General features: G+C 39.4%; 4 protein-coding genes. All 4 read left to right on the forward strand.

Features of this window, described 5'->3' with window-relative positions; all coding sequences use genetic code 11:
• Nucleotides 1–247: 247 nt before the first annotated feature.
• The 4 genes from M3629_RS21490 (at nt 248) to M3629_RS21505 (ending at nt 14744) form a co-directional block, all read left to right on the forward strand.
• Nucleotides 248–7066, forward strand: coding sequence for a hypothetical protein (locus M3629_RS21490; RefSeq protein ID WP_251510062.1), 6819 nt, complete (start codon nt 248–250; stop codon nt 7064–7066).
• Nucleotides 7067–7069: 3 nt separating this feature from the next.
• Complete coding sequence (locus M3629_RS21495; protein WP_251510064.1) at nt 7070–12760, forward strand: dockerin type I repeat-containing protein; 5691 nt, start codon at nt 7070–7072, stop codon at nt 12758–12760.
• A complete protein-coding gene (locus M3629_RS21500; RefSeq protein ID WP_251510072.1) occupies nt 12757–14382 on the forward strand; it encodes an S-layer homology domain-containing protein in 1626 nt (541 codons plus the stop codon). The genes M3629_RS21495 and M3629_RS21500 overlap by 4 nt, the downstream gene beginning before the upstream one ends.
• A 125-nt stretch (nt 14383–14507) precedes the next feature.
• Nucleotides 14508–14744 carry a hypothetical protein gene (locus M3629_RS21505; RefSeq protein WP_090918193.1) on the forward strand — a complete coding sequence of 79 codons (237 nt, stop codon included), beginning with the start codon at nt 14508–14510 and terminating at the stop codon, nt 14742–14744.
• The last annotated feature ends 209 nt before the right edge of the window (nt 14745–14953 follow it).

The raw sequence follows: 14953 nt of genomic DNA on the forward strand, positions 1-14953 counted from the left end.
TTGCAATTATGTTCATCTATGAAACTTAAAGTTTTCTTTATATAACACCGTTCCTGTAATCAATGATGATATGATATGAAAAGAACTGTCACAATTTGTCGAACATGATGTATAACTGCTAATGTGTACACTTCCGATGCAGCAGGCGATAGCCGCCAAAATAGCAGATTTGAAAAAGAAAATGTAACAAATGGAGTGTAAGATGTTAGGTCAAAAGGGCAAGCACAATGAACCGAGGAGGCATTACATGAAGAAGATTTTAAGTTTGATGCTAGTCATTTCACTTCTGGCATCAGTAGCACCTGTTTATGCGAATGTGCCAACAGAGTACACCTATGTGTTCGGTGTGAAAACAGGAGGAAACGAAAATGGAGGAACAGGTGATGATATTATCATGGGTGTCAGTACCTATGAATCTGGACCAAACTCCGATCATGTAACAAACTTTGGCGGCGCTCCGGCTTGGTCTGAAATAGAACGTACTTTTAAAATGCAAAATATCCCACCATGGAGAATGAATGAACTCGTTTTTTGGCTGATTGGTAGTGACGATTGGTACGGTGCATCTGTGGATTTGAAGCTTCCTTATCTGGAAGGGAATACCAATCCAACAAAGGTGAAGACCATTACTTTAAACACATGGACAAAAGACCAGGGCAGATTGTATCGTGATATTTCAGATGTAACCAAAAGAAAATTCACAGATATAGGTTACGTTGATGTTCTTGGTGGTGAGTTCTACCTGGATGCCAATTCCTCAGGCTCTGAACGTGTAGAGTGGGATAAAAGAGTCAGGGATCAATATGGTCACTACGATATTATGCAATATGAAGATGCTCCAGTGATCAGCTATACCGTTTCGGACGATGCTGTAGGTAGAGATTGGTTAACGTTTGAAGAGCCAACCAAAACAAATAATTTCAAGTTAGATATTGACCGCAAAAAGCTTCACGATGCAATGGTTGCGCAGAATAAAGCGGAGATATCACTAACCTATAGGGTGGCGCTTCTTGCCCAGTCTACCAACGCTGAGAGCCTTGGAGGGACTTTTGCCCATACAACTTCAGGAAATCCCCAAGTTAATACCTATTTAACAACAAAAATCGGACAAGCGGATTACTATTATAAAGATGTTACATATACGTTCTATCGCAGCATCTATGACTTAGGCAATGAAAATATTTCGGAAACAGCTACGTTCTCGCATGCAACTGACAATCGATATCTAAATCGAAAATTAACAGATGTGAATATTACCGTTGATGCACTTTCAATTCATAGAAAAACGATGACAAAAGAAATTAAAGAAGAATTGATTACTAATTTTCAAGCAACACCAGTGTTATATCTTGGAAATAGTACTACAACACCACTTACTAATCTGACCATGACCAAATTATTGGGGGAGGATGGTAAACCTAATGGTACGCTTCAGTTTACGGGGAAAGTACCCATGGATGTTAGCGAAGTGGAGAGTGAGGGCATAAGGCTACAGCTTAATGATGTATCTACCTTTTTAACGAAAAAGGGTGTAAAACAGCCATATTATTTGGAGAGACCCACACCAGAATCGAATTCAGCACAAAGTTTTTATTTTTCTACTCATAAAGTGGACACAAAAACACCAACGATCAGAATTACCGATGAAAATGGACAGGATCTAACAGGTCAAAATTCCATTCAAAATAATGTGAAGAAAGTGCATCAATTTTATATGGTGGCTAGCGAAACACTCTATCCTGAGGGGAATGTCGCTCACACCATTGATAATCAAAACTATTTGGCATACGAGCTATACAAGAAAAATGGGGATGTCTATGAACCGACAACAACAAGAATAACCAACTTTGACGGTTTAGGTAGCGCAACGAAAGTTACAGCACCTATTAGTACGGAGGTATTAAAAGGCGTTAGTACAAACTTAAGTCCAATTGATCCTACAGAGGGCGAATTCAAGCTTCGTTTGTATGGATGGGATAAAGCTGACAATTCACTTGGTGGAGACGCTGGATACTCAGAGATTGAACATATTAAACTGGATAACCAGGCTCCGCGTGTAACGGTTCACGAAAGTGTAAAGCCGCAAGATGCACAGTCTCGTAAAAGAAATGACTATAGATTTGAAATGGAAGATTATCAACAAAGTAATGGCGGTTGGTCTAGAACGTATTATACGTTTATGAACGGTACGGATTCACCACCAAATACGCCTGTAGATGACATCAAACTTGGATCAGAAGAAATTTCTTCAGTTCAAGGCAAGTGGGCATTTGTAGATTCAAAAGGTGAAAGTTCAACGGCTGTATTATCTGTTCCCAAAGGTGATAGCTTTGACGGGACTCTATATTATTTCACAGTGGATTCATTAGGTAACGATTCAAGAAATGAGAAAGCGTCAAAGTATTATACAAAAACAGTCCAGATATTTAATGGTTCTGTTGCTGACACCCTTATTGCAAAGGATACAGGTTCACCAAATACACATTTTGATATTAAATTTGATGTAAGTAATTCCAATATTGAAACGAGCTATAGATGGGTCTCTCATCCTCGTAATGGAACAAGCTTCACACAAAACTTTACTATCTATGATGCAAGCGATGATGTTGGTGCAGCTGAGAAACGTAATAGCAGCGGAACTGAAGTTTTGATGGACGGTAAATATATACTTGAATATCGAGTTAAAGATAAACGCTCTGGCAATTCATTAGAATTTACTCGAGAGTTCACGTACGACAATAAAGCACCGGAAATTAGTTATATCGTTGGGAATCAGCTTGATCATTTCAAGTCAACACATCAATTTAGAGTTAAAGTGACAGATGCAAGTGGTATTGCAAGTGCAAGTTATTATTTGGCTAAACCAGAAACAGAAACGAAGATTGAGAATACGCAGAATCATCCGCTAACACTGACAGCAAATAGTGAAGGTGTATTCGAAGTTGATCAAACATTAACAATGACAGGACTTCCTTCGGGTGCTTATAGCATTGTTGTTGTTGCGACGGATGTTCTTGGTAAGGAAAGTAAAAAGATTTCCCCGTACTTTGGGATGAGGTCGGGACCTGCGACAATTGAGTCGTTAGCACATGCTCAAGCCAAGACGCTAAACGGAATGGGTGCAACCAATGACGGCACATATAAGGTCGATGTTGAATTATATGAACCCCATGCAGCTTGGACTTCCGAAAGTGCAACGAAATATCAAAATCCAGTCTATTATGCAACAATTGACGGGATGCCGACAGATCAGGGTGTGTTAGTTCCAACTTTTACAGAGAGCAATAATTCAGGTGGTAAGTTTGCATTTACACTAGATACACCGGTGGCACTCAAAGAAGGGATCAATACAATATATCTTCAATTTGGACTTTTAAATCACCCTGCTGACGAAAGGCCAGAGTTTTTAACAGAAACAAGACCTGTCAAAATTTTATATGATAGCCAGGCACCAACTTTTGAATTACCGGACTACAGCACCATTCAGCCAACCAACGCATCAGTAACGGCAAGAATAGTAGCTAATGATGTTGGGACAGGCATTTCAAAACTGACGGTTGAGCCAAAAGATCAGGACAAAATTACCGTTTCTCCATATACAAACGGTGCATTCACAGTAACTGTGAGCGAGAACGTTACAACAAACCTGATACTGTCTGACGAGCTTGGCAATCAGGTTTTAGTTCCGATTTCAGTTTCGAATATTGACAAGGCAGCTCCGAATGCAATAGCATCCAGCGAAATGGTAACCAATGGAGCAAGACAAGATGGCCGGATCACGGTCGATGTTTCGGACAAGAGTGACACAACTGTTTCATTCGCACTTATTAAAGATCCATCAGCCAGTCATATTCTTACTGAAGAAGATTATGAGCTGTTTAATTCGAGTAAATCAGTAAAAATGCAAAGTAGTCAGCCCGTCGTTAATGGCGAAGGAAACAAACAGACAACATATACGATTGATTTAAAAGGGCTAAGTGGCAACTATGCAATTGGGATTAAAGCAGCGGATAATTCAGGCAATATTACTGAAAAAGTATTCGTTGACTCCAGTGTGAATTTGGTGGACGCGGAGGCATCCATTGTAAGTGTTAACGCAAACCCTCAAATCACAAAAACGACTTCAACGGTTAAGGTTACATTCAATGTTCCAGTAACAATCATGCCTAATGCACCAAATGAGGGTGATAAGGTGAATGAAATGGCAAGGTCGAACCAACTGTATACAGGGCTATTAACAACATCTGTTGAGTATGCGATAGACCATGATCTAGTTATTCAGAACAATAACGAAATTAGTCTATATGTTCAGGATGAGGCTGGAAGGGATCGTGTTCTAAAGTTCACACCTACTGTTGAATTCATTCAAGGATTTGAGATTACAGGAAATGTAGAGAAGAATGGAGTTCCTATTCAAAATGGAGGATTTATATCCTATAAGGAAAGCGATAAGCTCACCTATGTGATTGATCCTAATCCTAAGTATTCCGGACAATTTTTCTTTGTTGAAAATGCCGTATTGTCAGGCTTAGAACTAAATACGGAGCTAAGTGTAGTTGATCCTTCATTTACAGAGGTAGAAGGAAGAACGGCTTATTCCAAGCTTGTATTTGAAGCGCTAAGAGATGGGAAGACAACCAAGTCAGCTTACTTCGAGGTCTATACAACTGAAGGAGTTGAAGCTGACCGGATGGAAGATGCGTATGTTGCTATCTCAGTCGTTGATGAAACTGCAGCTGTTACTGATGTGGTGTATTCAACGACTGAGCCAACAAACCAAATTGTGAATGCAGTGCTTTCAATATCTGACCCGGAAAGCGGGATTATGAAACTGGAACGTTCATATGATGGGATAAACTTTGAGCAAATTGATTCCATTGCATCTCATACCGAAAGATTTGAACAGAATGCAACGGTATATTTCAAAGTAACAAACAAAGCGGGAATAGAAACAACCGTACCCGTTACCATTTCAAATATTGATACAACGCCAATTGCAGAAGACGTACACTACAGGGTGGAATACACCTACGAGAACTATCTAGGGAATTGGGTTCCAATTGAAGATGGCAAGGCTTATAGAAGAGTAATGGCAACCGTTAAGCCGATCAGTGGTCAGAAAACTCTATCGATGACTAATAACAATGCTTCATTCTCAAGAATTCTAACTGAAGATGTTAATTCATTCACCTTTGAGTTTAGAGATCAGGCAGGAAACACAAATTCTCGTACGGTTAGCTATAAGCTTTTTGACAACACGATTGGTCAAACCTCTTATGTGTTATCCAACACAGCAAAGACGAATCAAAATATACATGCAACGATCACATTAACAGACGATTCAGGTGAAATATCATTTGCAGAGGTTAAGAAGGACGATGTCGTGTACCCATTCAAAGGCGAGCCGCTTGAGAATGAATATGTCGTTGAACTGGATAGCTCAGGTATCTATTATGTGACAGCGTATGACTACGCAGGAAACAAGTGGGTCACTCCAATAACCGTTTCAAATATTAACAAAGTAGCGCCAGTTGCAACTGCGAGAGCGTACAGCACGCTACCAACTGAAATTACTACACAAAGTGTCAATGTGGAGTTAACACAGTTTAGCAAAGATATCAAAACAATTCGGGTCACAGGTGTTGAGCCAGTTGGCAGCTTGACCTATAGGGACATCGTTCATATCCCTGGTACCAAAGCAGTTCGCCTTAGAAAAAATGGTACAGTTACGATGTCCTTTGTCGATGACTATGGTAACGAAGGTCATGATATTATTACTGTTTCCAATATTGTATCTTCACCACCACAAGTTACCGCAACCGCAACATTAGCCAAAGATAAGTTAAGCGTTGATGTGTCATTTGACCAAATTCGGGACAGTGATGGCGTTCCGCTCGACATCTTTAGAAATATGAAAGACCTTACCGTTTCTTATAAAGGATATGAATATGCACTTTCAACAGCGGTTGAAAATGAAGATGGGGATGAGGTGTCTTATAAAGATACGGTCATCAATGTTAAAACGAATGGGGAGCATGTCTTCCAAGTTAGAGACAAAACAGGATTAACGCAAAAAATACTGCTAACGATTGAAGGAATTGAAGTAGGAGCACCAAAGATTAAAGAAATTCATTGGTCTTATAAATATCTTGTGAAAAACGAAGCTGGTAAGTGGGTAGAACAGGATTATCAAAATAAGATTACGGTTGGCGTTGATACATCTGGAAAAGAAGAAGGATATGTTGTCGGAACGGATAAAAATCCAATAACAAACCAGGATGTCACGGTCACTGTAACCACGGATAAAGATACGAAATCCGTTGGAGGGAAAGACGTTTGGGAACTAGATAAGTCCATGAACTATAGCAACAATGGACTATATGTATTCAATCTTCAAGGAAGAACGGGAGAGCAGGCTTCGTATGGTGTTGACGTAGGTCTCATCGACAAAACAGCTCCGGAGTTAACACTTGAAAATGGCGAAGAGCTCATCTTCATTGAAGGAATGACTCCTCAAAAAGATGCTTCCATTGCCTATAATAAATCGAAGCTTCTTGACTTTAAAGCATGGGATATGGTTGCCAATAAAAAGGTTGATTTAACTGACAAGGTTACCATCAACTATGATGTTGGCGGGCGAGTATTTAATCCGGACAACATCTCGGCAAATGAATTTAATCGCTCTAATCCTTACTATATAGACTATACAGTAAGAGATGATGCAGGAAATCAAACGACTATTCGTCGTACAGTTCGTCTTGTAGGTCTTTATGACACCATAGCGCTTGTGAACGGAGTCATGCCTGACAGTTCAAATGTTGCAACGGTGATTGGAAACAAAGTTGAGATTTCACTGAAAAACTTTGCTGGAGTATCGTATGCACGTTATGAAAAAGGCAGTTTAACACAAGGCCAAATGAAAACAAAAGGAACGGTCCTGCGGGAGAAAAACGGAGTGTATACCATTGATAATGTCTCAAATGGTTGGTATACCATCTATATTCAAACGGACAAGCGTGATTATTTCAATATTTCTGTATATGTTTCAAACAAAGGAGGGAAATAGGCAATGATGGTTGATCGTCGATTAAAACGCGGCATAGCTGTATCCCTTATTCTAGCGATGCTATTCACTCTTGTAAGTTTCCCATTGCGTGCAGATGCAAGCAGTGCGAATTATTCAATTGCAAACGACTTTATGAAATATTCAATCAATTCAAAAACGGGTGGATTTTCGATTGAAACCGTGGATGGTCATCCACAAAAAGCGTTTGACAACAATATTCCGCTTCTCTATAAGGAAGATACGGCAAGAAGCAATGGAACATCATTTACTACCGTTCGGATCGATGGAAAAGATTATATTTTCGGTCAGGAATATGGATGGTTCGGAATAGACACTAAGCTTCATGAACCTGTTGTCTCTGAGCAAAATAGACTTTTGACGATTGCATGGGATATCAAGGGTTACACAATCACACAAAAGGTTTCCATTTCTACTGACCCTAATAACTCGCGGGTTGGAAACGTTGGTATTTCATATGATGTGGTCAATAATAATAGCCAAGCGGGAACGGTAGGTATTCGTCTCCTTCTAGATAATGCGCTTGGTTCAAATATCGATGCACCCCATGTCCTCGTGAACCCAAAACAACCGACCATCGTGGAAACAGAATACAGCGGTGAAAACCTGCCGCAACAAATCAGATATGTGGATTCTCTTTCAGCTTCAGACAAAATGGCCTACGCCCTTTTGTCTGGTTGGAGTGGGAACAAAGATGTAAATGTGGATAAAGTTATTGTTGGACATTGGGTTAATCTTGCAAATACAAGATACGATTATACACCGAATCCTAACGTTGACTTTACGAACTATTCAAACAAATATTTAGTGCCTGATACGGCGACAGCATATTATTGGAATGAAAAACCGATTGAGGCAGGGGCAGTGAGAATTTCAGAATTGTTATATGGTGTGGGTAACTTTTCTGATCAAACACAAAAGAAAGAGGTAGCAATCGGGATCCAGACAGATAAAGTTCAGGTGAATGAAGGCAAAGATGGATATCTAAACGATGGTAAGTTTAAAGCAACAGTAACCATTGATAATAGTGTTACAGGAGCTAAAGAACTAATCGAACCGGTGGTTACCCTTACTCTCGATGAGGGACTCACTTTTGCAGCGACGAATACAAGAGAATATACGGTGAGAATTTCTGGTGGATTAAACATTGGTACTGTATTTGACATTCCCGATCTAGAAATCATCGCAGAGAAACAATCCATGATTACGGCAAAGCGATTAACAGTTTCGTTAAACGCAACGGCAATTATGGATACAAGCACACATAAACTGGTTGAGTATAGTGCGAATTCAAACATTTTAATTCCCGCAATTAAAGGGGAACTTCCTAATGTCTCCATGAAACATATTTTCCCTTCTGCAGTTTTTCATGAAGGAGACAAAAATATAACCGTTTCTGGAGATATGAACGAATTGAAACAAGCGATTACAGGAATTGATGGATGGGATCTTTATCTTGTCTCTGCATCAAGCGGCGCAACTACGTTAATCGACAAAAGAAAAATAAGTTTTGTTGAAGATGGTCAAGCCCTTTCGTTCTCGACCAATGAAAATTTGCTCGTTGGAAAGTATAACATTGAATTCAGATTTACAAATCAACAGTTAATCAGTGCGTTTAAAGAAAAGATTATATCTACGACTCAATTAGATGTAACCAATAATCTGGCGGATAAAAGTGCCAGCTACGGAATTGTTTCACTAGTTCGAATAACAAACTCTTCTAATCATAGACAGTTATATGATTATGTTAATTTTGAAAACGAAGATGTAATGAAAAAATTCATCGAGGGTAGCGTCACTAGAAATGGTATTGTTCATGACAATATAAAATATGAAGAAGATGAAACCGAAATTCTATTGACCGTTCGTGGGAAAGTCAGGTTAATGGGTACGGGTGTTAATCGATATTACTCTGCCAGTAAAGCCGATGGCGACATTACGATTAACAACATCTTGACGTATGATAGCAACACGCCACTTAAGATGACGGTTACGGACGCTGGCGCAAAATTAGAAGGCGATGGCACCATAAAAGTCATAAACTCTGTTAATGTATGGCATAATAAATGGTTTTATGAAGTTAAAAATGGAGTAAAATACAGCTTGGATAGTGAAGCTGTTTCCGAGGATGAGGCTAAAGCATTAGAACTGAAATTTGGAGATGCAGGTTCTATGCTACAAAATATTGCAGGATTTTTAATCAATATCAAGTACGGTGTCATGACTCAGGATAAGGAAGACTTCGGAATTAGCTTCGGCGGAAAGATTTCAATGCCTTTAAAAGCAGCAGATAAGAATAATGGTGAAGAGCATTATGACTACAAGGGCTCCCTTACTGCCGAGATTAGTGATATCCGCTATGGTAGTAAAGATAAGAAAATCGGTTTTATTGGTGTTAATACGACACTAGCTGTAGCTCTGCCAGAAGATATACTAGGTCCATTAGTAGGAAATAAAGTAGGTGCTATGGCGGAAGTAACAATAGATACCATTGATGGAATCTATAAACTGGATTACGGAGTCGCTCTTACCATGCTAGAAGTAGAAGGCTCGCTGGCATTTAAAGAGGTTCCTATAAATAATGTTCCAAGTATCATGCTTGATGAACTTACATTCTTCTTAGCAAGTAATACGACGAAAGTTCCGATCGTTACGCCATATGTATTTATGACAGGGCTTGGTGGAGGTTTCGGAAATCTTGCAGAGACCATTTCCGGAACATCAGACGGCAAACTTCCACCCATCACACTTCATCTTCGAACAAGGTTATTAATAAATCTGGTTATTGTAGGTGACTTCAAGCTGGAGGCAAAACTATCCGGTCTTAGTCTTGAAGGTACGGGTCGGTTGGCAAAAGACGATGAAGGAAGATTACTTAATCTTGAAGCGGGAATGAATGTTCAGTGGATATCACCATTTCAGCTAAATGCCTTTGGTAATATTAGTATTCATGCCGGGGCGGTTCGTGGTGGTATAACGATTAAAATTACTGAAGATTATTTCTATGGTTATGTATACGCAGGATTCTACATTCCAACTTCAGTCCCCATCATAGGAGGAAAGGAAATTGGAGGCGTTGAGGCAGCTGTTTCATCTGACTTTGTGGGTGCAAACATGAAAGTTATCGGCGTAAAATTTGGCTTTATCTATTATTGGGATGGCGATTTTAACTTTGGTAGTTCCATCAATCTCGCTTCTAGAGGAAAAGCTGTACACTATGTTCACTCGGAAGAACTGGATGCGAGCGGAAATCTTGTGCCTACCACTGCATTATATGGAACGAATATGAAAAGGCTCACAACAAAGGAAATAGCTAAAACTAGAGCTGGAGATGGCATTACAAAAGAAGTGATCCCGGCATCAAAAGATTCACTACTGTTTGAAATCCCACTTCGTGGCCATGTCAAACCTTCTGCATCTGAAATCATAGTCACTAATCCAGCGGGTAATAAATTAACAATGGTTGAAGACGATAATAAGGGAAATGGAAACTATCTTGTTCAATCGATGAATGGTAAAAATACGTTGTATATTTCAGTGATTGATCCAGCACTTATTGTTGGTGGTAACTGGTCCATTTCAGTGACAACACCAAATGTGTATATCGACAATTTTGAAGTAAACAGTGTTGAAAATATCCCGGAGCTTACAGGCATTAAAACTACGCATAGTAATAATACGAGCCGTGAGCTTGATGTGTCTTGGACAACGGACGGGCAAAGTGCATATTCAGGAGCAGTTAATGTCTATGTCACCAAAGATCCATCCATTATGCAAACCATTGAATCAGATAACATGCAAGACACATCATCATTAATTAGTATTGGTAATCTTGAGCTGGATGAAATTAAATCAGGTTCTCATGTCTTTACACTTCCGGAGTCTTTCCCTGAAGGGAAGTATTATGTGGTTGCAATGCTTGTTAATCACCTGGGTGGAATGAGTAAGCAGATCACTGCATCTCCAATCACTTTTACCAATCCATTACTTCCACAAGAGCCTAAATCAGTATCAGCGGAATACAGTGGAGATGGATACGTGAAAGTTAACATCAATGGAAGTGACCAAACTGCAACCCATTATTTTGTGGCGATTGAAGATGAGAACGGGGTTGAGATTGAGAATTCCTTTGGTCAGTTTCCTGTAGACAGTGAAATTAGGTTGAAACCATTAGAAGACCAAACCAACCTCCCTCTATTAAAGGAAGGCAAGAAGTATTTTATCAAAGTAAAATCCGTTAGAATTGTCGAGTCAGCACTTAATGCTACGGAATATTATAGCTCTACCAAGGTTGCATCATCGCAAAGCTTTGTTATGCCTGCCATGGGTAAACCTAAGCTTGTCAGTGTTGAAACCAATATCGACAAATCAAAAGAAAATTATTATTTAAGGACTGGACAATTAGAGGCAACGTACACGTTTGATCGACCGGTCAAAATGACATTGACCTTGAACAAGGAAAACAAAAACACGCCTGAAGAATTTAAGACGGTTTGGTCATTTGAAGAAAACCTTGAAGACGGTGAGAATTTGATTGACTTTACTGCAGTTAGTGAAAATCGAGACACCATTCAAGGTAGCAGATCATCAGGGGCAATAGGTGTTACTGTTGATACAAGTGCACCGATATTACTTTTAGGTGAAGAAGTAGAGCCGAGCCTTGATAAGGAGCCGGTTGATAATACAGTCAGCAATCAAGTTGTTTTTGTTAGTGCGGACTCAAGATATAGCTTCCATGGGCTAACAGAGGTATCTGCATCATTAACTTTAGATGGTAGTTCAGAAGGTATTGTGATCCATCCAGACGGGACATTTGTCGTTAATCGCAAGAGTTCAAGTCAAGAACCAAACGAAACTTTACAGCTTAAAGCAGTTGACAAGGCTGGAAATGAAACGGTTGTTCCCGTTTATCTTGTGAATCGTGAATTGTCAGAGTTTGAGAGTATTAAACTTATATCTGACCTTGAGAACTCGCAGAATCAACCTGATGTGATCGAACTTGGGATTGGCGGAAAAACAGTGCTTTCTGTTAAAGGTCTTCGTCAGGGGGGCGAATTGGACTTAAAAGAAGAAGATATTGTATGGGATGTTCTATATAATCAGAACATTATCAAGATTTCACAGGATGGTACCATTGAAGCTTTGGCTCCAGGCGAAACGGCAATCAAAGTTGGTTATAGACTTTCTGCTTTTGAAGATAAGAATGGAAAAATAGTCTATAAAGAACTGTCAGATGTAATCAATATTCGTGTGAAAGATCTTGGATATCGTTATGAAGTTCGGCAATCACAAGGATTCTCATTGTTCACCATATATACGGAGATCAATATGGGTAAAGCAACAGTTGTGATTGACGGCAAGAAACAAACACTATTGTATGACAATCTTAAAAAAGCATATATTGGTTCTTCAAGAGAACTTGTCACGGGTGAACAATTAACAGCCAATCTTGTTTTTGAACCAACATTGAAATCTCCTAATCTTCTTCGTGGAGATACGAATGGTAGTGGGACTGTAGATCGAGCAGACGTTCTGGCGACGATAAAAGCGATATTAAATAATGTCTACAATGGCTTTAAATCTTCTGAAGACTGGATGAGATCTGATATAAACGGTGATGGTGTTGTTGATATTGTAGATGCACAACTCATACTAATGGAGGCACTGAGACGATGATGAAACAATTGAAAGTGATATTGTGCATGCTACTTCTGGTAGCTACTCTACCATCATACGTCTACGGGGCAGACGATGCTGCTGACCTTAGTTATCGTGTGGACATCACAGTAACTGACAGCTCTGGTTCTCCAAAATCTTCATTTGATGTTGGAGAGAACATATTTGTGAAACTAAGTCTTGCATATACTGGTGCGGGTAAAGCGCCGGTATATGGTTTTCAAGGAAAGCTACACTTTGATTCTTATGTTGTAAAAAACACGAGTGTCAATATGCAAAAAGACATTTCAATGAATTATTCCGATGGTGACATCAATTATGTATATCTCGATATGACTGCCAACGGTAAAGATGATGAAATCATGAAAAATATCGGAACTGCCGTCTTCCAAGCTAGAAATAACGGAACGTTCGATTTTTCTTTAAGTAACTTTCTCATCACGAATAAAGATGCAACCCTGAGGGGAATTGAACCGTTTGAAGATGTACAAATTGTGGTCGGTTCTGGTGTAAAGGAAATCTCTAAGTCTTCACTATATGAAGACATTGAGGCTGCAAAAGCTTATCTTGCTTCAGTTACAATTGCGGATAATCCCAAAGTCATATATTATCCAGACTTTTGGTATACAACAAAATCCGCTCAAAATCTAAGAAGTGCGATCTCTAAGGCTGAGGCTGTTTTTGAGGATGAAAACGCGCTGGATACGGAAATCTCTGAAGCAATAGATTTGCTTGAGATTGCATTTTCTAATTTTGAGAATTCGAAAATAGTAGGCCCAAAACGTTGGGTTATCACGGACGAGGATTCTAATGCTTCTAGTGGTTCTGGGGGCCCTAAACATCAGCTTAACTATACGGTTAACGCTTCTGTAAAAGGTGGGAATGGTAAAATTGCTGATGGCTTCGAAAATCAAACGATTCGTGCAACAACCTCTGCCACAATCAGAGTGATTCCTGATGAAGGGTTTGAAACAGAATATATCATTGTCAACGGCGAAAAATTCATAGGTCGTGACATTTATACCATTCCAGAGATTAGTCGTGACACAACTGTCGTTGTTACATTTGTAAGAAAGACTCCTTTTACAGATATAGCACATGACGATTGGTACTATTTTTCTGCTAGATATGTTTATAATGCGGGGCTATTCACAGGAACTTCTGAAACTGAATTTTCGCCCTCAAGGAACATGAGTCGTGCAATGCTTGCTACTGCACTATATCGTATGGACAATCAACCTAGTGTTAAATTTGCAGATGTGTTCTCAGACGTTCAAAGTGGTCGTTGGTATTCAGATCCTATTATTTGGGCAAACGAAAGCAAAATCGTTAACGGATATGGTAAGGGGATATTCGCTCCTAATGTTTCAATCACTCGTGAGCAAATTGCGGTTATGCTCTATCGATACGCAGAGAGTAAAGGGTTGAGCCTGCAGAGCGAAATTTCAACCCTTAGCTTCAAAGATGCAGATAAAATTTCAGCCTTTGCCAAAGAGTCAATTTATTGGGCTGTGTCAAAGGGCATTATGAATGGTAATTCTGATCTGACTCTAAATCCTTCTGGTCTTGCAACCAGAGCAGAAGTTGCTACGATGATTCAAAGGTTCAAAGAATTAGAATAAATTGAACTAAGATTAGTTCAATTTATATAGAAGAATTTTAAGTGCCTATAAACCAAACTGACATGGAGTTTTTCTTTGTCGGTTTGGTTTTTTCTGTTAATATGGATTTTGGAGGAGGGAATGAATTGAGAAAGGGTACAAAGTTCACATTATGGATTCTCGGCTTGATGCTGGCTGCTATTTTCATTAACTTCTATATGAATTTATATAGCTTTGCGTATGCATTAATTACTGTACTGTTGCTTGCCTTTACGGGATGGGGGTTTCTGGCCAAGTTAAAGAATGACGTTCGCCAGCATGAAGATCATCATAAACGAATGCATGATTCTGCGATGGATGATATGGATCGGTACACTAGGTAGGCTGAATCTTTGTCTTTTATTACTTCTATTAACGGTGACAGCATGTGGTGCAGATGATATCAAACACGTGAAAAGCAATCCCAAGTGAGTGCAATTCACTCATAACATCTGATTCCCCTTATATTCCAATCATTATAATGTTCCTGCGACAAACTTCCAATATAGACTGTAGGACTCTAACCATGCAACCAAAAAAGCACTGCCGGCAG

The organism is Paenibacillus polysaccharolyticus, from assembly GCF_023714295.1.
GTDB lineage: Bacteria > Bacillota > Bacilli > Paenibacillales > Paenibacillaceae > Paenibacillus > Paenibacillus polysaccharolyticus_A.